The organism is Streptomyces sp. NPDC047017 (assembly GCF_040644175.1).
Classification (GTDB): Bacteria; Actinomycetota; Actinomycetes; order Streptomycetales; family Streptomycetaceae; genus Streptomyces.
Genome location: NZ_JBEYVW010000001.1, coordinates 555,295 through 576,103 on the forward strand (window position 1 = coordinate 555,295; position 20,809 = coordinate 576,103).

Consider the following 20,809-nt stretch of genomic DNA (forward strand, 5'->3'; position numbering starts at 1 on the left):
GTCCCGCGCAGCCGCCCTCCGGAGCCCCCCGCGCTCAGGTCAGGCGCTGACCGGGCGGGACCAGGCCGGTGCCGTGCCCGTCACCCGGCACAGCGCCAGGTACAGCGGGATCGGCGGGGTGTAGGGGACCGTGCCGTCGGGCTGATGGATGAGCACGGGCAGTCGGCCCCGCACGGTGTCGGGCAGGATCGCGCCGGTCGCGTAGTGCGCCGGGGCGGGCCACCGCAGGGCGTAGTCCGAGTCGGACGGGACGATCCACCACCAGTGCGTCTCGTCGGCGTAGACGCAGCCGACCCGGGGCAGCCGGGGCATCAGCTCGGAGCCGAAACGGGCGGGCACCGCCACGGCGTCGCAGCCCAGCGGGACCGTCATGCCGTCGGGAAGGGACAGTCGACGAGGCGGCCCGGAGCCGCCCGGCCGACCGGACGCGCCGGGCGTGTGCGCCGCGCGCCCCAGGCGCACAAGTGTGTCCAGGCAGATCATCTGACCGGAGCCAGAGGCACCGCTCACAGCCATACGGCCCCCGATCCCTGCGGTTCGTGCTGTCGTGCGTGCTGTCGTCCGTGCGCGTCCTGCTCCGCCTGCGGTTCGTCCTCATGGCCCGGACGGCGGGCCGGCCCCGGCTTCGGACGCGCACCCCAGCCGAGATCACCCCGCACCTCACGGGCAGCCGGCACTCCGTACGTCTCCGGGACCTCCTGGACGCCCGGCGTTCCGCACGTCTGTGTGGCTTCCTGGACGCCCGGCGTTCCGCACGTCTGCGAGACTTCCTGGACGCTCGGCGTTCCGTATGTCTCCGAGTCCTCCTGGGCGCCAAGCGCCCCGAGCGCGCCCTGCTCCGCGCCGGTCGTGCGCGGGAGGTCCGCCCACACCACCAGTCCCGTGCCCTGCTCCTGCGCGCCCCAGGCGTGGCACAGCGCCTCGACGAGCAGCAGCCCACGGCCGTGCTCCTCCTCGGGCCGCTGCGGCGAGGGACGCGGCTCACCCGGCGCGCAGCCCTCGTCGTGCACGGATATGCGCACCAGATCGTCGCCGTCGTGCAGTTCGCAGACGACCTGCGTGCTCGCGGTGTGCACGATGGCGTTGGTGACCAGCTCGGAGACGACCAGAGCCGCGGTGTCGCACGTGTCCTCGCACACCGACCAGCCGGTGAGCCGGGCTCTGGTCAGCTGTCTGGCCCGTGCGGGAGAACCCGGATGCGCGGCCAGTTCGAACCGGAACCGGCGCTCGGCAACGGCCCCGGCAGGGCCCGCTCCCGTGGTGGCGCCGGGGGCGAGGGGGCCCGCGGCGGCGTCTGTTCCTAAGGACGGGGACGGAGTCACGCTTGCCACTATCTCTTCGACGTGAACACTTGGCAAGTGCCACTCTGAAAAATGCAGAGTGCTGTATGACGCGGTGAAGGGCCGTGGCACACTGCTCGCAACAGCATGACGCGCGGCGCCAATTGAGATCGACGAAGATCCGCCCCGGACTTCGAATAGATCTTCGAATGGCGCCGCAGGGCTGTCAGGATCCGGCGGCCGCGTCACGGTTGTGCGGACCCGCCGGAGCCCGTTGATGGAGGTGGAGAGTGAGCGAACCGCGGTCCGCGCCGACCGTCGGACAGGTCGTGCTCGGCCGACGCCTGCTCGACCTGCGGGAAGGCGCGGGACTCAAGCGCGAGGACGCCGCCCGCGTCCTGCACGTCACCGCCGCCACCATCCGCCGTATGGAAACGGCCGAGGTCGGCCTCAAAATCCCCTACCTGCAACTGCTGTTGAAGGCGTACGGCGTCCCCGACGACGAGGCCGACGCCTTCGTACAACTGGCCGAGGACGCCAACCGGCCCGGCTGGTGGCAACGGTTCCACGACATCCTGCCCGGCTGGTTCTCCCTGTACGTCAGCCTGGAGGGCGCCGCCGCACTCATACGGTCCTACGAACCCCACTTCGTACCCGGCCTCCTGCAGACCGAGGACTACGCGCGCGGAGTGCTCACCTCCGGCGCCGTCGGCCAGACCAGCCCCGAGGACATCGAACGCCACGTCGCGCTGCGCATGCAACGCCAGAGCCTGCTCACCCGCCCCGACGCACCCCGCTTCTGGGCCGTACTGGACGAGACCGCGCTGCGCCGCCCCGTCGGCGGCCCGGAGGTGATGCGCGCCCAGATCGACAGACTGTTCGACGCCACGAAGCTGCCCAACGTGACCCTGCAGATCGCCCCGTTCTCCTCGGGGCCGCACCCCGGCACGTACGGGCCCTTCGTGCTGTTCCGATTCGCCATGCCCGAACTCCCGGACATGGTCTACAGCGAGTACCTGACCGGAGCCGTCTACCTGGACGCGCGCAGCGAGGTGGCGACCCACCTCGAGGTCATGGACCGCATGGCGGCGCAGGCCGCTACGGCACATCGCACGAAGGAGATCCTTCGGGATCTCCGCAAGGAGCTGTGAATGGATCGCATCACGTCTAAGCCCGCGCCGCGACTTCGCGGCGAGCGCATCCACGGCGAGCGGATATACAACGGCATGCCCGCCCGGGACCTGGGCAGCGAAGGCTGGCACAAGCCGTGGAGCGGCGGCAACGGGGGCAACTGCCTGGAGGCGATGAAGCTCGCCGACGGCCGCATCGCGGTACGCCAGTCCACCGACCCCGATGGACCGGCCCTCATCTACACCACCGACGAGATGACCGCCTTCATCGAAGGCGCCAAGGCAGGGGACGCCGACTTCCTGCTCTCCTGACCGCCCCCCGGCCTGCTCCCTGGCACGACCCCTGAGACTGACACCGACCGACACCGACACGAACCCCCACCTCTCACCCCACACCCCCCGATCTCTTCACCACTGCTCACAGCACGTCGCACGGGCCGGGCAGGACCGGCCGCTACACCACCATCGGCCGGTCGTACGGCCCGATCGGCGCCGGCAGCCGCGAACTCCCCGTCAGATACCGGTCGACGGCCGCCGCCACCGCCCGCCCCTCCGCGATCGCCCACACGATCAGCGACTGCCCGCGCGCCGCGTCCCCCGCCGCGAACACCCCGGCAACGTTCGTCGCGAAACCCGCGTCCCGCGTGATCGTGCCGCGCGGCGCGAGATCCAGCCCCAACTGGTCGATCAGCCCGTCCTTCCGGTCAGGCCCGAGGAAACCGAGCGCGAGCAGCACCAGATCGGCCGGCAGCACCCGCTCGGCACCCGGCACCGGGCGCCGCCCCGCGTCCACCCCGGTCAGCTGCAACTCCCGTACCCGCCCCAGCCCGTCGCCGCTGAACCGCAGCGTCGACGCCGCGAACAGCCGTGCGTCCGCGTCCGCGGCGGGCGCCGTCCGCAGCTCCCCGGCCTCCTCGTGCGCCGCCGAGAGCCGGTACATCTTCGGATACGTCGGCCACGGCTCGCTGTCCTCGTCCCGCTCCGCCCCGGGCCGGGCGTAGATGTCCAACTGCGTCACGGACGCCGCACCCTGCCGCACCGCCGTACCCAGGCAGTCGGCCCCCGTGTCACCACCGCCCACGATCACCACATGCCGGCCCGCCGCCGACAGCGGCGACACCTCGATGTCCCCCTCACACACCCGGTTGGCCGGCGGCAAGTACTCCATCGCCTGATGGATACCGGCCAACTCACGCCCCGGCACATCCAGTTCACGCCAGGCCGTCGCCCCCGTCGCGATCACCACCGCGTCGTAGCGCGCGCACAACTCCGCCGCCCCCACGTCCCGCCCGACCACCGTGGACGTACGGAACTTCGTCCCCTCGGCCCGCATCTGCTCCAGCCGCCGTTCCAGATGGCGCTTCTCCATCTTGAACTCGGGAATGCCGTACCGCATCAGGCCGCCGAGCCGGTCGTCCCTCTCGTACACCGCGACCGTGTGCCCCGCGCGGGTCAGCTGCTGCGCCGCCGCCAGCCCGGCCGGCCCCGAACCGATCACGGCGACCGTCCGCCCCGACAGGCGCTCCGGCGGGCGCGGCGGGGTCAGACCGTCCTCCCAGGCCCGGTCGGCGATGGCGCACTCGACGTTCTTGATGGTGACGGCCGGCTGGTTGATCGCCAGCACGCACCCCGCCTCGCACGGCGCGGGACACAGCCGGCCGGTGAACTCCGGGAAGTTGTTCGTGGCGTGCAACCGGTCGCTCGCCGCCCGCCAGTCCTCGCGGGAGACCAGGTCGTTCCACTCGGGGATCAGATTCCCCAGCGGGCACGCGTCGTGGCAGAACGGGACACCGCAGTCCATGCACCGATCGGCCTGCGCGCTGACGATCGGCAGCAGCGCGCCCGGAACATACACCTCGTTCCAGTCCCGGACCCGCTCCCCGACCGGCCTGCGGGGCCACTCCCGGCGGGGCGTGGTCATGAAACCCTTGGGATCGGCCATGGCCGTCTCCGTCACCTACTCGCGCCCTCGGGCGACACTCCTGCGGCCACGATACGTGGGGGCGGGGTGAGCCGCAGTTCCGCGATCCCCGGCTTCGGGTCATGTCCGGCTGCCCAGCGGCTCCGCGAGGAGGACGACTCGGTCAGCCTGGACATCGAAGCCGAGCACCGGGTGGCCGGAGTCACCCTCCGGATGCATCAGCACCGGCTTGCCCAACCGCCGCCCGATCTCCCGCAAGAAGCCGCAGAACACATCGAGTCTCTCCTGCCCCTGAAGCCCCGCAGGTCGACATCGAAATCGATCTCCTCACCCGCAGAGAAACGGAAGATCGCCAGCACATCAGCAGTCGGCCAGACACGCAGGCTCGGGCAATCGTCATCCGCCGTACGGGACAGCACAGCCTCCGCCCGAGGGGCCGGCAGCACTGTCTGGCCCTCGGTATACCGGAATCTCCAGCCCTTCTCCGCAGTGAGATCGAGGACTTCCTGCCAGTCCTCCACCGAAGCGTCCGGGACATGCACGTCCGGCAACGTTCCCATCAGCTCCGGATCGAAGAAACAGCTCACGTCGTCCCACAGCAGATCAGCCATTCCGCCATGTTGCCCTGGCTTCCGGGGGCAACGCAGCCCCCGTTCGCCTCGGCCGAAGACCCGGGCCCCGCCACCCACCCCACCTCAAGCCACCCCCCGCCTCCCCTCCTCCCGCGCCCGCCACCCCCGCAGCACGGTCGCGACCTGCGGCGCTATCTGCTGCCGTGCCTCTCGTCGGCCCACCCCTTCCATGAGCAGCCGGTCGTACGGCGTGTCCAGATGCCGTACGGACGCCGTCACCGCCCAGGTGACCGCCTCCTCGGACAGGGCACGCCCCGCCGCACTCCGTCCGACCCGCCCGCTGCCGCGCACCGAGGCGTGCGCGGCGATCGTCCTGGCACGGTCGGCCGGGCACCCGGGAAACAGCCGCCGGATCTCCGTGGCGAACGCTTCCGTGAACCGCGTGTCCTGTGCGGCCCGCCGCCGCGCGTCCCGGGCCCGGCGCCGGCGGCGTGCCTCGGTGTCCGCCAGGCATCGTTCCTCGGCCCGGGCGAGCGCCGTCTCCTCGACGAGGACACCCTGCCGCTCGTAGCGGCTCCTGCGCCGGTTGAACCGCACGACCACGACGGACAGCGTGCTCTCCTCCCGCGACCTGCGGGTCAGCGCGGTATCGCCGCGCGGCAGGAACACCAGGTGCCCGAGGTCCGCGCAGTCCAGGCAGCGGGGCCGTCCCTCTTCGAGGACCAGCAGCGGCAGCGGTCCACGACGGCACGCGGCGCAGTGCTTCTTCCGCACGGACTGGATGACGAGGAGCCCGTGCCGGGGCGGGAACAGGGGGAGCGGGGCCATGCCAGGTTCATTCCCCGGACCGTGCCCCGGGGCACCCGGGGCCGGGACCGAGGCGACCCCCGTGTCCTGCCCTGACGCATCATGTCCGTGTGCGACTCGAAGCGATCACCTGGGAACGGCTCGGCGATCTCCTGGCCGAGCGGCTGCTCGGACTCCAGCCGAGTGACGGCGGTCCGTGGCCGAGGATCGCTTTCGACGGTGCTCCGGCCGCCCGCCCCGGTGATCTGGCCGAGCGTGTCTGTGCGGCGCTGCGTGTGCGCGGCCGGCCGTCGCTGCTCGTCGGCGCCGAGGGTTTTCTGCGTCCGGCCTCCCTCCGGCTGGAACACGGTCACCGGGACGTGGACGCGTACTATGACGGCTGGCTCGACACCGGCGCCCTCTGGCGTGAGGTCTTCGGCCCCCTCGAACCGGGCGCGGACGGCCGTGTCCTGCCCGATCTGCGGGACCCGGGCACGGACCGGGCGACCCGCAGTCCCTACGTCCGACTCCCGCCCGGCGGGCTGCTGTTGCTGCATGGTCCCCTCCTCCTGCGGCACTGGTTCCCCTTCGACTTCAGCGTCCATGTCCTCCTCTCCCCGGGCGCCCTGCGCCGACGTACTCCCGAAGCGGAGTACTGGACGCTGCCCGCCTTCGAGCGCTACGAGGCCGAGACCGACCCGGCCGGCACGGCGGACGTCCTGGTCCGTGCCGACGACCCGCGCCATCCCGCCTGGAACGGCTGACCCGGCCGCGGCGCACCCGCCGCCAAGGCCTCCTCGCTGCTCTCGTGGCCCGGGTCCGACATCAGTCTGCCAGGCGGACGGTCACACCGAGTGAGCCTGTGGGAACAGCATGTTCCGCTTTGTTCCCGGCTGTGGACAGACCCCGCACAGCCGCGCCGGGACCCGCCGAGACCCGCCGGGCGGCTGGGACCATGGCGGCATGACACACGGCGACGACGGCTACCTGCTCGACAACCGGCAGTCGGAGGCGGGCGAGCGCTTCGACGCCTTCGCCCACCTCTTCGACCCCACGACCTTCCGGCACCTGGAAGCGCTCGGTGTACGGCGCGGGTGGCGGTGCTGGGAGGTCGGGGCGGGCGGTACCTCCGTCGTCTCCTGGCTCGCGGAGCGGGTCGGCCCCACCGGCCGGGTCGTCGCGACCGACATCGACACCTCACGGATCGCCGCGGCCGCCCGCCCGCCGGTCGAGGTCCGGGTGCACGACGTGGGCGCCGAGGAACCGCCGGGGGAGGGCTTCGACCTGGTGCACGCCCGGCTCGTACTGGTCCATGTGCCGGACCGGGAACGGGCGTTGGCTTCCATGATCAAGGCGTTGCGTCCCGGTGGGCGGCTGCTGCTGGAGGACGCCGACCCCGCCCTGCAGCCCCTGCTCTGCCCCGACGAGCACGGGCCGGCGGAGGAACTGGCCAACCGGCTGCGCCGCGGCTTCCGCCGGCTGCTCGCCGACCGGGGAGCCGATCTGTCGTACGGCCGCAGGCTGCCGCGCCTGCTGCGCGAGGCCGGGCTGCACCGGGTGGAGGCCGACGCCTACTTCCCGCTCACCTCGGCGGCCTGCACCGCCCTGGAGTCCGCCACGGTCCGCCAGATCCGCGGCCGGCTCGTCGCTGCGGGACTGGCCACCGACGAGGAGATCGACCGCCATCTGCACCATGTGGCCTCCGGCACCATGGACCTGGCGACCGCCCCGATGATCTCGGCCTGGGGGCACAAGGAATAAGGAATGAGAAATGAGGCAAGGGCGGGAAGCGGGGCCCTGACTGACTGACTGACTCACCGCCCGCCGGGCCCACCTGCCGGCCCGGCCGCCGGCACCCGCATCAGGGGTCACCATCGGCCCCGCGCACCGGAGGTCTCCCGCCCACCCGGGCCACCGCCAGCGCGCCCGCCCGGCAGCCTTCCGTCGCGGCGGCCTCGGCGTCGGCGCCGGTGAGCAGCGTCGCGAGGAACGCGCCCGTGAACGCGTCGCCAGCGCCCGTGGTGTCCCGAAGTTCCGCGGGGAGCGCCGGTACGCGGGCGGACACGGCGCCCGAGCGGGCCACCAGCGCGCCGTCCGCGCCCCGCTTGGCCACCACCAGCGGGAAGACGCGGCTCAGCTTGGCCGCCGCGTCCGCCGGATCGGGCAGACCGGTCAGCAGGCACGCCTCGTCACGACTGGGCAGCAGGACGTCCACGCCTTCGGTGAGCGCCAGGAAGCGGTCCATGCCCAGCGACGTGAGGAAGCCGGCCGAGGCCGGGTCCAGGCTCACCGGCACACCACGCGCGCGGGCCGCGGCGACGGCGACCCTCACCAGCGCCCGGCCGGACCCGGAGAACAGCAGATAACCCGACAGATGCAGCCGGGCCACCCCGTCGAGCAGGGCGTCCGACCAGTCCCCGGGCTCCAGCCGCAGCGACGCCCCGCTGTCGGTGAGGAACGTGCGCTCGGCCGCGGACGCCGTGTCGACCAGGCAGACGACCGTCCCGGTCGGCGCGTCGGGATCGACGACGAGCCGGGGGCGCACTCCCGAGGCGGCCAGTTCCCGCTCGTGCCAAGCGGCCGTGTCCGCGCCCACCCGCCCCAGCAGCCGTACGTCGGCACAGCCGTGGTGGGCCGCCCAGCAGGCCACGTTGGCGCCCGCGCCGCCCGGCAGCAGCCGGATCGCGGCGGCCGTGTCGGTGCCGGACGCGAGCGGCCCCCGGTGTCGTGCCACGACGTCGGTGACCACGTCCCCGACCACCAGGAGCGCCCCGCCCGCGCCCCTCGTCACACCCGCGTCCAGGCCGTGGCGATACGCGCCGCCAGGCGCACGTTGCCGCGCACGGCCGCCAGGTTGGCCTCCAGGGAGGCGCCGTCCGTGTGCCGCACGAGGTGGTCCAGCAGGAACGGGGTGACCGCCTGGCCGGTGACGCCCTGCTCCTCGCACGCGCGCAGCGCGTCGGCGAGCACCCGCGCGTGCACCCCCGGGTCCAGCTGTTCCTCCCGCGGCACCGGGTTGGCGACGATCAGCGCGGACTCGGGAGCGCGCAGCGTCTTCTGCGCCCGCATGACCTCCGCCACCTCCTCGGGCGTACTGAGCGTCCAGTCCACCGGGTGACCGGAGTCGGACAGATAGAAGCCGGGGAAGCGGTCCGTGCCGTACCCGGCCACCGCGACGCCCAGCGTCTCCAGCCGCTGCAGGGTGGCCGGCACGTCCAGGATCGACTTCACCCCGGCGCACACGACCGTGATCCGGGTGCGCGCCAGCAGCCCCAGGTCGGCTGACTCGTCCTGTGTCACCGTCCACTGCCGGTGCACCCCGCCGAGGCCGCCCGTCGCAAACACGCGGATGCCCGCGAGGGCCGCCAGCAGCGCGGTCGCCGACACCGTGGTCGCCCCGCTCGCCCCCGCGGCCACGGCGAGCGGCAGGTCGCGGTGGCCCAGCTTGCGGATCCCGTCCTCGTTGGCGACCCGCTCCAACTGGCCCTTGTCCAGGCCGACATGCGGTTGCCCGTCCAGTACCGCGATGGTCGCCGGTACGGCGTCCTGCTGCCGTACCGCCTCCTCCAGCTCCAGCGCCACCTGGAGATTGCGCGGGCGTGGCAGCCCGTGCGAGATGATCGTCGACTCCAGGGCCACCACGGGGCGCCGCGCGGCGAGCGCCTCCCGTACCTCCTCGGACACCACCAGCACGTGCCTGCCTCCGTCCGTCGCTCCTCCCTCATCTCTGGCGGGCCGCACACCCGGTCAAACCCTTGCGGTGCGGACCGCACGACATCAGCCTGGAGACATGACGGACAACACGACACGTCTCGACCACGTCGTCCTGTGGGTGCGCGACCCGGTCGCCGCGGCCGGCTTCTACGAGAAGACCGTCGGCCTCGAACCGCTGAGGGTCACCGAGTTCGCCGCCGGGAAGGTCTCCTTCCCCTCCGTGCGCCTCAACGACGAGAGCGTCTTCGACCTCGCGCCGCTCGATTCCGCCGGGAGCATGAACGTGCTGCCCGGCGCGGCCGGCAGCGCGGGCCACCCGGTGAACCATGTGTGCCTGTCCCTGCCCGCCGACGCCTTCGACGCCCTGCGTACCCGCCTGGAGGAAGCCGACGTGCCCGTGTCCGGCTTCTCCTACGACTCCTTCGGCGCCCGGGGGAAGGCGCGGCGCAGCTTCTACTTCCGCGACCCGGACGGCAACGTCATCGAGGCCAGGCACTACGCGTAGCACCGAGGAGGAACCGGCCGCCCGCGCTCAGAACAGCGGCTGGGGCAGGACCCCTTCCAGCGCTAGCAGTGCGCGCTTCGTCTCCAGGCCGCCACCGAAACCACCGATGCCCCCGTCGCGCTCGACGACCCGGTGACAGGCCACGACGACCGGCAGCGGATTGGCGCCCATCGCCGTGCCGACCGCCTGGGCCGCGCCGGGCTGACCGACCCGCCCGGCCAGATCGCCGTACCCGACGACCGAGCCGTACGGCACCCCGGCGGCCAGCTCACGCAGCACCTGCCGGTTGAAGCCGGAGATCAGGGACCAGTCCAGCGGCAGCTCGAAGTCCCGGCGCTCGCCCGCGAAGTAGGCGTCCAGCTGGCGTATCGCCTCCCTGAGCAACGGAGCACCGGGCGCCTCGACGGGCTCGGTGCCCAGCCGGGACGCGAGCCTGGCCAGCGCCCGGTCGCGTATCGGGCCGGTGGCGTGGAAGACGACGTTGACCAGACCCGCGGGCGTCGCGGCCAGCAGCAGCGGGCCGATGGCGGTGTCCGCCACGGTCCACACCACCGGCTGTCCGCCGCGTTCGTCCTGCTCTCGGCTGTCCATGTGAATACGGTACGGCCCACCACTGACAATGCCCGCTGACCTGCGCGTTCGACCGGAGGCGAGGGGCGGCGGCGGGGCGGCTCAGGCGGCCGTCAGGGCCGTCCGTACGACGTCCGGCTTGTCGGTGATGATGCCGTCGACGCCGTACCCGGCCGCGGTCCGGGCGCGGGCCGCGTCGTCGATCGTCCAGGTGAACACCTTCAGCGGGCGCCCGTGCGGCCCGCGTACCGCGTGCACGGCGGAGACGTATCCGGCGGACAGCGTCCCGTAGGAGGGGTTGATCAGGTCGGCGAAGCCCGCGCAGCGCGGCAGGTCCGTCACGGCCGGGCTGCCCAGCAGGGCGGTCGTGATCCCCGGGTCGAGGTCGTGCACGGTGCGCACGCTGCCGGCGCTGAAGCTCTGCACGATCAGCCGGTCCGCCAGGTGCCGGTGGTCCAGCCAGCCCTGGTCGGACAGCACCTTCAGCGTCTGCCGTTCGATGCCCGGGTACAGCTCGGGGTTCTTGACCTCCAGGAGCAGCTTCTCGTGGTCGCGCTCGACGCGGCGCATGTACTGCGCCAGCGTCGGCACGCGCGTGCCCGCGTACGCGGGGGAGAACCAGCTGCCCGCGTCCAGCCGGGCGATCTCGGCGGCGGTGAAGTCCTTCACCTTCCACGGCGCCCGGCCGGGGAAGACCCGCTCGACGTCGGTGGTGCGCCGCAGGCTGTCGTCGTGGATGACGACGAGTTCACCGTCCTTGGTGCGCTGCACGTCGTTCTCCATCCAGGAGAAGCCGAGCGAGGCCGCCTTGTCGAGGGCGGGCAGCGTGTTCTCCGGGGCGTAGGCGGCGCCGGCCCGGTGGGCGACGACCGAGGGCCGCCCGTGGGTGCCGGCCGCCCGGACCTCGGACGTGGGCGACAGCAGCAAGGCTCCCAGGAGTGCGGTGGTCGTGGCGGCGACTGCGCGCGCGTGCATACGGACTCCTCATGTGGAGTGATCGCGGACAGCGCCAGGATGACAGCAGAGCGTCACGATCGGATGTTCGCGCGCGGGACGTCACCGATCGAACGGGATTGCCCGCGTCCGCTCCACCGGTGCCGCACATGTGGGGAAGGGTCGTGCCTCTTTGCCGGAAAATCGTCCGCCCCTCCCGGCGGGAGTCATACTCGCTGCGTCATCCCTGCTCCGCGGGGGCCGGGTCGGAGGGCGGGGTGGCGTCATCACATTCCGGGGCTCGACAGGGCGGAAGGGCAGCCGCGCATGCACGGCACGGTCGACGGATTCAGCTACGGGCTGGTCACCCCGCTGGTGGCCTACCTGATGGCCTGCCTGGGTGGTGCACTCGGCCTGCGCTGCACCACCCGCGCCCTGCTCGTCGCCCACACCTGGCGCCCCGGCTGGCTGGCCCTCGGCTCGGCGGCGATCGGCTCGGGCATCTGGACCATGCACTTCGTCGCCATGACGGGCTTCACCGTCGAAGGGGCGCCGATCAGCTACGACCGGCCGACGACGTACGCGAGCCTGGTTCTGGCCGTCGTCATGGTGGGCGTCGGGGTCTTCATCGTCGGCTACCGGGGCGCGACCGGCTCGGCGCTGTTCACCGGGGGCACGATCACCGGTCTGGGCATCGCCTCCATGCACTACCTGGGCATGGCCGGGATGCGGTTCGACGGCACCCTCTCCTACGACACCCCCACCGTCGGCGCGTCCGTCGTCATAGCCGTCGTCGCCGCGACCGCGGCCCTCTGGGCGGCCGGACGGGTCAGGGGAGTGCTGTGGAGCGTGGGCGCGAGCCTCGTGATGGGTCTCGCGGTCAGCGGCATGCACTACACCGGCATGGCGGCCCTCGGCGTCCATGTGGACGGCGCGAGCGGCGGCGGCCCCGTGTCCGGTGAGTCACCGGCCGACCTGCTCGTGCCCATGCTGATCGGTCCGCTCGCGTTCCTGCTCCTGGCCGGGGTCGTCGTCCTGTTCGACCCGCTGATGGTCACGGGCGGTTCCGACTGGGTCACCGTCGAGCACAAGCCGGGCGTACCGGCGCGTGAATTCCTCACGCATTCCGCCGCGCGCCCGGTCGCCGGCGCCGGCCGCGTCCCGGCCGGACGCGGTCCCGCCGCCCCGCGAAATCGCTGATCGGGGCCCGTTGTCAGTGGCGGGTCGTACGGTGGATGACATGCGGCCCGTTTCCCACATCGAACGCACGGTGGCGCCCTTCGAGGTCGTCAGCCCCTACCAGCCCAGCGGCGACCAGCCGCAGGCCATCGCCGAGCTCGCCCGGCGCGTCGAGGCCGGCGAGAAGGACGTCGTCCTGCTCGGCGCCACCGGCACCGGCAAGTCCGCCACCACCGCGTGGATGATCGAGAAGCTCCAGCGCCCGACGCTCGTGATGGCGCCCAACAAGACCCTGGCCGCCCAGCTGGCCAACGAGTTCCGCGAGCTGCTGCCCAACAACGCCGTCGAGTACTTCGTCTCGTACTACGACTACTACCAGCCCGAGGCGTACGTCCCCCAGTCGGACACCTACATCGAGAAGGACTCCTCGATCAACGAGGAGGTGGAGCGGCTGCGCCACTCCGCGACCAACTCGCTGCTCACCCGCCGCGACGTCATCGTGGTCGCCTCCGTCTCCTGCATCTACGGCCTCGGCACGCCGCAGGAGTACGTCGACCGCATGGTCCCGCTCAAGGTCGGCGACGAGATCGACCGCGACGAGATGCTGCGCCGCTTCGTCGACATCCAGTACACCCGCAACGACATGGCGTTCACCCGCGGCACCTTCCGGGTGCGCGGCGACACCATCGAGATCTTCCCGGTCTACGAGGAGCTGGCCGTCCGCATCGAGATGTTCGGTGACGAGATCGAGGCGCTGTCCACCCTGCACCCGCTCACCGGCGAGATCATCAGCGACGACCAGCAGCTCTACGTCTTCCCGGCCTCGCACTACATCGCCGGCCCCGAGCGGATGGAGAGGGCGGTCCGGGGCATCGAGGAGGAGCTGAAGGAGCGGCTGGCCGAGCTGGAGAAGCAGGGCAAGCTGCTGGAGGCGCAGCGGCTGCGGATGCGCACCACGTACGACATCGAGATGCTGCGCCAGATCGGCACCTGCTCGGGCGTGGAGAACTACTCGATGCACTTCGACGACCGCGGGCCCGGCACCCCGCCCAACACCCTGCTGGACTACTTCCCGGACGACTTCCTCCTCGTCATCGACGAGTCGCACGTGACCGTCCCGCAGATCGGCGCGATGTACGAGGGCGACGCCTCCCGCAAGCGCACCCTGGTGGACCACGGCTTCCGGCTGCCCTCCGCCCTGGACAACCGCCCGCTGAAGTGGGAGGAGTTCCAGAAGCGCATCGACCAGACGGTGTACCTGTCGGCGACCCCGGGGCAGTACGAGCTGTCGCGCTCGGACGGCGAGGTCGAGCAGATCATCCGCCCCACCGGACTCGTCGACCCGGAGGTCGTGGTCAAGCCCACCGAGGGCCAGATCGACGACCTGGTGCACGAGATCCGGCAACGCACCGAGAAGGACGAGCGTGTCCTGGTCACCACGCTCACCAAGAAGATGGCCGAGGACCTCACGGACTACTTCCTGGAGCTGGGCATCCAGGTCCGCTACCTGCACAGCGACGTCGACACCCTGCGCCGTATCGAGCTGCTGCGCGAGCTGCGCTCGGGCGAGTACGACGTCCTGGTCGGCATCAACCTGCTGCGCGAGGGCCTCGACCTGCCCGAGGTGTCCCTGGTGGCCATCCTGGACGCCGACAAGGAGGGCTTCCTGCGCTCGGGCACCTCGCTCATCCAGACCATCGGCCGCGCGGCGCGCAACGTCTCCGGCCAGGTCCACATGTACGCCGACAAGATCACCCCGGCGATGGAGAAGGCCATCGAGGAGACCAACCGCCGCCGGGAGAAGCAGATCGCCTACAACACGGCGCACGGCATCGACCCGCAGCCGCTGCGCAAGAAGATCAACGACATCGTCGCGCAGATCGCCCGCGAGGAGGTCGACACCGAGCAGCTGCTCGGCACCGGCTACCGCCAGGGCAAGGACGGCAAGGGCGCGAAGACCCCGGTGCCCGCGCTCGCCGACCACGCGGTCAAGGGCGCCAAGGCGGCGAAGGCCGGCAAGTCCGCCAAGGGCAAGGCGGCCGAGACGGTGCCCACCGACCGTCCCGCGGCGCAGCTCGCCGAGCAGATCGAGCAGATGACGGAGCGGATGCGGGCGGCCGCCGCCGAGCTGCAGTTCGAGGTGGCGGCCCGGCTGCGCGACGAGGTCTCCGAGATGAAGAAGGAACTGCGCCAGATGCGGGAGGCCGGCCTGGCCTGATCCTCGGCGGGTGCCGGGACCGGCCCCGGCCGACGCCCGCGTGCGCGCTGTGTTGCAAGACCGACACAAAGTGCGGACCGGTGTGCGGCGGGGCCGGTGCCTCTGCGTAGGGTTCTGATTCAACCGCGCGAACGCGTGGCAACAGGGGAGCAGTTCGAGAGGGGAATCAGCCGTGACCGTCAACTTGACCAAGGGTCAGGCCATCAGTCTGCAGAAGAACGACGGCGGCAGCCTGACCGCGGTCCGCATGGGTCTCGGCTGGCAGGCGGCCCCCCGCCGCGGGCTGTTCGGCTCGCGCACCCGCGAGATCGACCTCGACGCCTCCGCCGTGCTCTTCGCCGACAAGCAGCCGGTCGACGTCGTCTTCTTCCGCCATCTGGTCAGCGACGACGGCTCCGTGCGCCACACCGGTGACAATCTCGTCGGCGGCGTCGGGCAGGGCGGCGACGACGAGGCGATCCTCGTCGACCTGCAGCGCGTCCCGGTCCACATCGACCAGATCGTCTTCACCGTGAACTCCTTCACGGGCCAGACCTTCCAGGAGGTGCAGAACGCCTTCTGCCGCCTGGTCGACGAGACCAACGGCCAGGAACTCGCCCGCTACACCCTCGCCGGCGGCGGCAACTACACCGCCCAGGTCATGGCGAAGGTGCACCGCGCGGGCACCGGCTGGACGATGACGGCCCTCGGCTCCCCGGCCAACGGCCGCACCTTCCAGGACCTGATGCCGGCGATCCTGCCGCACCTGTAGAGCGGTCGGACGCGGCACACCACACGGCACAGGGGGCAAGGCGATGACGGCCGAGCTGGTGCGGGGGCAGAACCACCCGCTTCCCGAGGCGCGCCTCGAAATCCGGATCTCGGCCGGCACACCGGTGACGGCCGTGCTGACGACGAGTGACGAGCAGGGCAGGGTCCGGGGCACCGACGGGGTGGCCCACCCGGGCGCTCCCGTCCTGCCGGGCCTGGAAGTGCCCCGGCAGGCGGCCGCCGACCACCGGCTCGCCGTCGACCTGGACGCGCTGGCGGAGGCCGTGCACCGGGTCGACGTGCTGCTCACCCTGCCCCGAGGCAGCCAGAGCCCGGCCTGTTTCGGTTCGGTCGCCGCCCCGTTCGTGGCCGTCACCGGCCTGGACGGCACCGAACTGGCCAGCTACACCCTCACCGGCCTGGACGCCGAGACCGCCGTCATCGCCCTGGAGTTCTACCGGCGGCAGGGCGCCTGGAAGGTGCGCGCGGTCGGCCAGGGCTACGCCGGCGGCCTCGCCGAACTCCTCGCTGACCAGCACCTGCCGGAGGCGTCCGCTCTGGCCGGCGCCGTCGACGACGCGGTGGCCGGGGGCCTGGCCCGCTCGGTGGCCGCCCCGCCGCCGCGTGCCACGACCGCCGACCGGCCCCGGCAGGCCCTCGCCTCGGCCCCCGGCACCGGCCAGGGCGAGCCCACCGCACCCGCCGCGCCCCCGGCGGACCCGGGCCCGGCCGCCCCGGCGCAGCCCGTCGCACCGCACGGCGGGCCGACCGACGGCGCCCCGGCACAGCCGGCCGTCCAGCCGCCGTATCCGGACCCGGGCACTCCGCATCCTGCCCGCCTCGGCGGCGAGGACGCGCCGCAGCCCCCCGCCGACCCCCGGCCGGCGGCGTCCACAGGCGGCCCCATCGACTACAGCCACCCGCGCCGGCAGACGACGGCCCCGCCCCCGCCCCGGCCGTCCGCGCCCGAGACCCCGGCGGGACAGCCCGCCCGGCCCGTCGCCGGGGACGCGACCGGATGGTCCATGGACGAACGGCTCTACAACCAGGTCTGGGGCATGTTCGAGGACCTGGCCCGCACCACCGCCGCCTACCGCAGCGCCGTCGACTTCGCCGACTCGCGGATGGAGAAGGAACTCGAACAGGCCCTGTCCGACCCGCGCAGCCGCATCGGCGGCCAGGGCGAGGCCGCCCGGGAGGCGGCCCGCGCCCGGCACGCGCAGCTGACCGGTCAGGCCGCGTCCGCCTTCGACCGCGACCTCACCCAGCTCACCGCCGAGTCCGAAGTGGTCGAGCCGGCGCTGCCACCGGCGTACGCGGGCTGGGACAACCCCGTCTGGCACGGCTACCGGGTGCCCATGGAGATCCCGATGGCGGTCCGCCTCGGCGACCTCCATCTGCCCGAGGCGCCGTCCCTGCGCGTCCCCCTGCTGGTCCGGCTGCCGCTGGAGCGCGGCCTGTGGATCGACAGCGGCCGCTCGGGACCGTCCGGCGAGGCGTTCCCCGACGAGGGGAGCCTGCGGCTGCTCGCGATGGAGGCGGCCGTGGCGCACGCGGCCCGGCTGCTCGCCGTGTACCCGGCGGGCGAGTTCGGCGTCCACGTCATCGACCCGGCCGGTTCCGCCGCGGGGCCGCTCGCCCCGCTGGTGCGCGCCGGTGTGCTCGCCGCGCCGCCTGCGGTGGGCGCGGCGGGGGTGTCGGACGTCCTGGGCCGGCTCACCGGGCGGGTGGACCTGGTGCAGATGGCGGTGCGCGGCGGTGCGCCCGACGCGCTGCCGGCCGGCTTCGACCTGTCCGAGCAGCTGCTGATCGTCAACGACTTCCCGCACGGCTTCGACGACCGCGCGGTCACCCGGCTGCGGTACCTGGCGGACGAGGGTCCGGCCGTCGGGGTGCACCTGATGCTGGTGGCCGACCGGGAGGACGCGTCCGCCTACGGCCCGTTGCTCGACCCGCTGTGGCGTTCGCTGATGCGCCTCACGCCCGTGGCCGACGACCACCTGGCCGACCCGTGGGTCGGCCACGCCTGGACGTACCGGCCGCCGCTGGCCCCGCCGGGCAGCCAGGTGCTCGACCAGGTGCTCGCGCAGGTGGCGTCGGCTCGCCGCGAGGGAAGCCGGTGACCGCGCACCGGACCAACATCAAAAACAGGTAAAGTGGCCTTGATCAGGTGCTTTGAATCTTTCTTTGCCTAGCCCTTTACCTTCTCTTGGTGGTTCGGGTACTGTTTTCCGTACGGAGGGGAGTACTCCCTACCTGCTGCGGCGTACCCGTCACTACGGATCCGACCGGATCCCGGGGCGCCGGCCCGTCCCGGGCGGAAGAGACCTCCGGCAGCGACGACGCTGACACATTCGCCGTGACGTACTCGCCGGAGGCACCCCATGCACATCTCGATGACCCTGTGGGTCCTGACCATCGTCGGGCTGGCCGCCCTGATCGCGGTCGACTTCCTCATCGGCCGCAAGCCCCATGACGTGTCCGTCAAGGAAGCGGGGATCTGGACCGCCGTCTGGATCGCCCTGGCCGGTCTCTTCGGCCTCGGCCTGCTGGTATTCGGCGGCGGGCAGCCGGCCGGCGAGTTCTTCGCGGGCTTCATCACCGAGAAGTCGCTGAGCGTCGACAACCTCTTCGTCTTCGTCCTGATCATGGCGAAGTTCGCCGTGCCCTCGCAGTACCAGCAGCGGGTGCTGCTGGTGGGCGTGCTCATAGCCCTGGTGCTGCGGGCCGTGTTCATCGCCGCCGGCGCCGCGATCCTCGCGAGCTTCTCGTGGGTGTTCTTCCTCTTCGGCGCCTTCCTGATCTGGACCGCCTGGAAGCTGGTCCAGGAGGCCCGCTCTGGCGGGGACGACGAGGAGTTCGAGGAGAACAAGCTGCTCAGGGCCGCCGAGCGCCGCTTCGGCGTGGCCGACCGGTACCACGGCACCAAGCTGTGGATACGGGAGAACGGCAAGCGCGTGATGACGCCGATGCTGGTCGTCATGCTCGCGATCGGCACCACCGACGTGCTGTTCGCCCTCGACTCGATCCCCGCGATCTTCGGCCTCACCCAGGACCCGTACATCGTCTTCACCGCCAACGCCTTCGCGCTGATGGGCCTGCGGCAGCTGTACTTCCTGATAGGCGGCCTGCTGAAGAAGCTGGTCCACCTCTCCTACGGCCTGTCGGTCATCCTCGGCTTCATCGGCGTCAAGCTCGTGCTGCACGCGCTGCACGAGGCCGGCGTCCACGTCCCGGAGATCAGCATCCCGGTCTCCCTCGGCGTGATCTGCGCGGTCCTGATCGTCACCACGGTCACCAGCCTGATGGCCACCAGGAAGCAGGCCGCGGCCGAGGAGGTGCGCACGCAGCCGAACGACGAGACCCGGAAGGACAGCATCGATGCCTGACCACCAGGCGCCGGCCCGCCCCCGCCCCCGCACCGCGCCCGGCCACGGGCCCCCGCACCGCCCCGGTGCGGGGGACGCCCGCCCGGACACCGACCGGCATGCGAACCGGGCGCACCTCTGCGACGATCACAGCATGATCACGCGGCTCAGGGCGCTCACCGGAGCGTGGACGACCATCGTGCCGGTGCTCGCGGTCGTCCTGCTGGCCCTCACCTGGGGACGCGGCCTGCCCGTCGCGGTCGTCGTCCTGGTCACCCTGGTGCTCGCCGGCGCGGTCCTCGCCGCCGTGCACCACGCCGAGGTGGTCGCCCACCGGGTCGGTGAACCCTTCGGCTCCCTGGTCCTGGCCATCGCCGTCACCGTCATCGAGGTCGCCCTCATCGTGACCCTGATGCTCGACGGCGGACCCAAGAGCGCGACCTTGGCCAGGGACACCGTGTTCGCGGCCGTGATGATCACCTGCAACGGCATCGTCGGACTGTCCCTCCTGGTCGCCTCGCTGCGCCACCGCACGGCCGTCTTCAACGCCGAGGGTACCGGCGCAGCCCTGGCCACCGTGGCGACCCTGGCCACCCTCAGCCTGGTGCTGCCGACGTTCACCACCAGCAAGCCCGGCCCGGAGTTCTCCGGCGTCCAGCTCACCTTCGCCGCGCTGTCCTCCCTGATCCTGTACGGCCTCTTCGTCACCACCCAGACCGTGCGCCACCGCGACTACTTCCTGCCCATCACCCGGCAGGGCGACGTGATCGACTCCGACGACCACGCGCGGCGGCCCTCCGCCCGGACGGCCTGGACCAGCCTGGGACTGCTCGCCCTCGCCCTGATCGGTGTGGTCGGGCTGGCCAAGGGCGTCTCGCCCACCATCGAGTCCGGGGTGGCGTCCGCCGGACTGCACCACGCGGTCGTCGGTGTGATCATCGCGCTGCTGGTGCTGCTGCCCGAGACCATCGCCGCACTGCGCTCCGCCCGGCGCGACCGGGTGCAGACCAGCCTCAACCTCGCCCTGGGCTCCGCCATGGCCAGCATCGGCCTGACCATCCCGGCCGTCGCCCTGGCCTCCGTATGGCTGTCCGGGCCGCTGGTGCTCGGCCTCGGTTCCACCCACATGCTGCTGCTCCTCCTCACGGTCGTGGTCAGCTCGCTGACCGTGGTGCCGGGCCGGGCCACACCGCTCCAGGGCGGGGTCCACCTGGTGATCTTCGCCGCGTACCTGGAGCTGGCGATCAACCCCTGAGACCACCGGACGACGGGGGAGAGCCGCAGGCCGGGCCGGTACGCCGTGATAGACCGGGGCCGGCGGCGGCCGTGCCGGCCGCCGTACCGCGAACGGACCCGGAGGAACCGTGCCCCGCACCCTTGCCGACGCCCCGATCATGATCCTCAACGGCCCCAACCTGAACCTGCTCGGGCAGCGGCAGCCGGAGATCTACGGGCACGAGACGCTGGCGGACGTCGAGGCCCTGTGCGTGCGGACGGCCGCCGCGCGCGGCGGCACCGTCGACTTCCGCCAGACCAACCACGAAGGCGAACTGGTCGACTGGATCCACGAGGCGCGGCTGGACCACTGCGGCATCGTGATCAACCCCGCCGCCTACTCGCACACCTCCGTCGCCGTCCTGGACGCGCTCAACGCCTGCGACGGGATGCCCGTGGTGGAGGTGCACATCTCCAACGTCCACCGGCGCGAGTCGTTCCGGCACCACTCCTACGTCTCGCTGCGCGCCGACGGTGTCATCGCCGGCTGCGGAGTGCAGGGGTACGCGTTCGCGGTGGAGCGGATCGCCGCGCTGACCGCCGGGTGACGGGAACGGCGCCCAGCGGGACAGCGGGATGACCGGCCGCCTCAAGGCGTCTGTGCGCGT

At 72.1% G+C, this 20,809-nt stretch carries 20 protein-coding genes and 1 pseudogene; 12 read left to right on the top strand and 9 right to left on the bottom strand.

Annotation, left to right across the window (positions count from 1 at the left end):
- Window positions 1–39: 39 nt before the first annotated feature.
- Complete coding sequence (locus tag ABZ858_RS02640) at window positions 40–516, bottom strand: hypothetical protein (RefSeq protein WP_361371511.1); 477 nt, start codon at window positions 514–516, stop codon at window positions 40–42.
- Complete coding sequence (locus ABZ858_RS02645) at window positions 507–1,358, bottom strand: ATP-binding protein (protein WP_361371514.1); 852 nt, start codon at window positions 1,356–1,358, stop codon at window positions 507–509. The genes ABZ858_RS02640 and ABZ858_RS02645 overlap by 10 nt, the downstream gene beginning before the upstream one ends.
- Before the next feature lie 212 nt (window positions 1,359–1,570).
- Between ABZ858_RS02645 and ABZ858_RS02650 the strand changes: the two genes are divergently transcribed.
- Together ABZ858_RS02650 and ABZ858_RS02655 are read left to right on the top strand one after the other, a co-directional pair.
- Entirely contained in the window at window positions 1,571–2,431 is an 861-nt protein-coding gene (locus ABZ858_RS02650) for a helix-turn-helix transcriptional regulator (RefSeq protein ID WP_361371517.1), read from the top strand.
- Complete coding sequence (locus ABZ858_RS02655; RefSeq protein WP_361371520.1) at window positions 2,432–2,722, top strand: DUF397 domain-containing protein; 291 nt, start codon at window positions 2,432–2,434, stop codon at window positions 2,720–2,722.
- A gap of 142 nt (window positions 2,723–2,864) precedes the next feature.
- On the opposite strand, the gene ABZ858_RS02660 is transcribed toward ABZ858_RS02655, so the two are convergent.
- The 3 genes and pseudogenes from ABZ858_RS02660 to ABZ858_RS02670 all read right to left on the bottom strand — a co-directional run bounded on the left by ABZ858_RS02660 (window position 2,865) and on the right by ABZ858_RS02670 (window position 5,731).
- Window positions 2,865–4,352, bottom strand: a complete 1,488-nt coding sequence (locus ABZ858_RS02660) for a glutamate synthase subunit beta (RefSeq protein WP_361371523.1) — start codon at window positions 4,350–4,352, stop codon at window positions 2,865–2,867.
- 99 nt (window positions 4,353–4,451) lie between these two features.
- Window positions 4,452–4,942 (bottom strand): annotated as a pseudogene (locus ABZ858_RS02665) (hypothetical protein).
- Window positions 4,943–5,026: 84 nt separating this feature from the next.
- On the bottom strand, window positions 5,027–5,731 hold the full coding sequence (locus ABZ858_RS02670) for a DUF2293 domain-containing protein (protein WP_361371526.1): 705 nt from the start codon (window positions 5,729–5,731) through the stop codon (window positions 5,027–5,029).
- Between the two features lie 89 nt (window positions 5,732–5,820).
- Between ABZ858_RS02670 and ABZ858_RS02675 the strand changes: the two genes are divergently transcribed.
- The gene (locus tag ABZ858_RS02675; protein ID WP_361371529.1) at window positions 5,821–6,453 is read left to right on the top strand and encodes a uridine kinase; all 633 of its coding nucleotides are present in this window, start codon (window positions 5,821–5,823) and stop codon (window positions 6,451–6,453) included.
- 199 nt (window positions 6,454–6,652) lie between these two features.
- Window positions 6,653–7,450 carry a methyltransferase domain-containing protein gene (locus ABZ858_RS02680; protein ID WP_361371532.1) on the top strand — a complete coding sequence of 266 codons (798 nt, stop codon included), beginning with the start codon at window positions 6,653–6,655 and terminating at the stop codon, window positions 7,448–7,450.
- A gap of 100 nt (window positions 7,451–7,550) precedes the next feature.
- Here ABZ858_RS02680 and ABZ858_RS02685 read toward each other — a convergent pair whose 3' ends face one another.
- Both ABZ858_RS02685 and ABZ858_RS02690 read right to left on the bottom strand, forming a co-directional pair.
- Window positions 7,551–8,480, bottom strand: a complete 930-nt coding sequence (locus ABZ858_RS02685; RefSeq protein WP_361371535.1) for a sugar kinase — start codon at window positions 8,478–8,480, stop codon at window positions 7,551–7,553.
- Window positions 8,477–9,382, bottom strand: coding sequence for a pseudouridine-5'-phosphate glycosidase (locus ABZ858_RS02690; protein ID WP_361371538.1), 906 nt, complete (start codon window positions 9,380–9,382; stop codon window positions 8,477–8,479). The genes ABZ858_RS02685 and ABZ858_RS02690 overlap by 4 nt, the downstream gene beginning before the upstream one ends.
- A 97-nt stretch (window positions 9,383–9,479) precedes the next feature.
- On the opposite strand from ABZ858_RS02690, the gene ABZ858_RS02695 reads away from it, so the two are divergent.
- On the top strand, window positions 9,480–9,908 hold the full coding sequence (locus ABZ858_RS02695) for a VOC family protein (RefSeq protein ID WP_361371541.1): 429 nt from the start codon (window positions 9,480–9,482) through the stop codon (window positions 9,906–9,908).
- A gap of 27 nt (window positions 9,909–9,935) precedes the next feature.
- On the opposite strand, the gene ABZ858_RS02700 is transcribed toward ABZ858_RS02695, so the two are convergent.
- Entirely contained in the window at window positions 9,936–10,499 is a 564-nt protein-coding gene (locus ABZ858_RS02700) for a methylated-DNA--[protein]-cysteine S-methyltransferase (protein ID WP_361371544.1), read from the bottom strand.
- A gap of 81 nt (window positions 10,500–10,580) precedes the next feature.
- Complete coding sequence (locus tag ABZ858_RS02705) at window positions 10,581–11,453, bottom strand: glycerophosphodiester phosphodiesterase family protein (protein WP_361371547.1); 873 nt, start codon at window positions 11,451–11,453, stop codon at window positions 10,581–10,583.
- A 285-nt stretch (window positions 11,454–11,738) separates the two neighbouring features.
- Here ABZ858_RS02705 and ABZ858_RS02710 point away from each other — a divergent pair, with 285 nt between their 5' ends.
- The 7 genes from ABZ858_RS02710 (at window position 11,739) to aroQ (ending at window position 20,749) form a co-directional block, all read left to right on the top strand.
- Window positions 11,739–12,611, top strand: a complete 873-nt coding sequence (locus ABZ858_RS02710) for an MHYT domain-containing protein (RefSeq protein WP_361371550.1) — start codon at window positions 11,739–11,741, stop codon at window positions 12,609–12,611.
- A gap of 40 nt (window positions 12,612–12,651) precedes the next feature.
- Complete coding sequence (gene uvrB / locus ABZ858_RS02715) at window positions 12,652–14,808, top strand: excinuclease ABC subunit UvrB (RefSeq protein ID WP_361371553.1); 2,157 nt, start codon at window positions 12,652–12,654, stop codon at window positions 14,806–14,808.
- A 172-nt stretch (window positions 14,809–14,980) separates the two neighbouring features.
- Window positions 14,981–15,559, top strand: coding sequence for a TerD family protein (locus tag ABZ858_RS02720; protein WP_361371556.1), 579 nt, complete (start codon window positions 14,981–14,983; stop codon window positions 15,557–15,559).
- 43 nt (window positions 15,560–15,602) lie between these two features.
- On the top strand, window positions 15,603–17,681 hold the full coding sequence (locus ABZ858_RS02725; RefSeq protein ID WP_361371559.1) for a TerD family protein: 2,079 nt from the start codon (window positions 15,603–15,605) through the stop codon (window positions 17,679–17,681).
- Between the two features lie 261 nt (window positions 17,682–17,942).
- On the top strand, window positions 17,943–18,947 hold the full coding sequence (locus ABZ858_RS02730) for a TerC family protein (RefSeq protein WP_361371562.1): 1,005 nt from the start codon (window positions 17,943–17,945) through the stop codon (window positions 18,945–18,947).
- Window positions 18,948–19,080: 133 nt separating this feature from the next.
- Window positions 19,081–20,181, top strand: a complete 1,101-nt coding sequence (locus ABZ858_RS02735; protein WP_361371963.1) for an ionic transporter y4hA — start codon at window positions 19,081–19,083, stop codon at window positions 20,179–20,181.
- Between the two features lie 109 nt (window positions 20,182–20,290).
- Entirely contained in the window at window positions 20,291–20,749 is a 459-nt protein-coding gene (gene aroQ, locus ABZ858_RS02740; RefSeq protein WP_361371565.1) for a type II 3-dehydroquinate dehydratase, read from the top strand.
- The last annotated feature ends 60 nt before the right edge of the window (window positions 20,750–20,809 follow it).

Coding starts and splice junctions, on each gene's coding strand:
- ABZ858_RS02655 (WP_361371520.1), top strand. CDS start 2,432: ATGGATCGCATCACGTCTAAGCCCGCGCCGCGACTTCGCGGCGAGCGC.
- ABZ858_RS02660 (WP_361371523.1), bottom strand. CDS start 4,352: ATGGCCGATCCCAAGGGTTTCATGACCACGCCCCGCCGGGAGTGGCCC.
- uvrB (WP_361371553.1), top strand. CDS start 12,652: ATGCGGCCCGTTTCCCACATCGAACGCACGGTGGCGCCCTTCGAGGTC.
- ABZ858_RS02640 (WP_361371511.1), bottom strand. CDS start 516: ATGGCTGTGAGCGGTGCCTCTGGCTCCGGTCAGATGATCTGCCTGGAC.
- ABZ858_RS02695 (WP_361371541.1), top strand. CDS start 9,480: ATGACGGACAACACGACACGTCTCGACCACGTCGTCCTGTGGGTGCGC.
- ABZ858_RS02730 (WP_361371562.1), top strand. CDS start 17,943: ATGCACATCTCGATGACCCTGTGGGTCCTGACCATCGTCGGGCTGGCC.
- ABZ858_RS02735 (WP_361371963.1), top strand. CDS start 19,081: ATGATCACGCGGCTCAGGGCGCTCACCGGAGCGTGGACGACCATCGTG.
- ABZ858_RS02705 (WP_361371547.1), bottom strand. CDS start 11,453: ATGCACGCGCGCGCAGTCGCCGCCACGACCACCGCACTCCTGGGAGCC.
- ABZ858_RS02725 (WP_361371559.1), top strand. CDS start 15,603: ATGACGGCCGAGCTGGTGCGGGGGCAGAACCACCCGCTTCCCGAGGCG.
- ABZ858_RS02700 (WP_361371544.1), bottom strand. CDS start 10,499: ATGGACAGCCGAGAGCAGGACGAACGCGGCGGACAGCCGGTGGTGTGG.
- ABZ858_RS02670 (WP_361371526.1), bottom strand. CDS start 5,731: ATGGCCCCGCTCCCCCTGTTCCCGCCCCGGCACGGGCTCCTCGTCATC.
- ABZ858_RS02680 (WP_361371532.1), top strand. CDS start 6,653: ATGACACACGGCGACGACGGCTACCTGCTCGACAACCGGCAGTCGGAG.
- ABZ858_RS02710 (WP_361371550.1), top strand. CDS start 11,739: ATGCACGGCACGGTCGACGGATTCAGCTACGGGCTGGTCACCCCGCTG.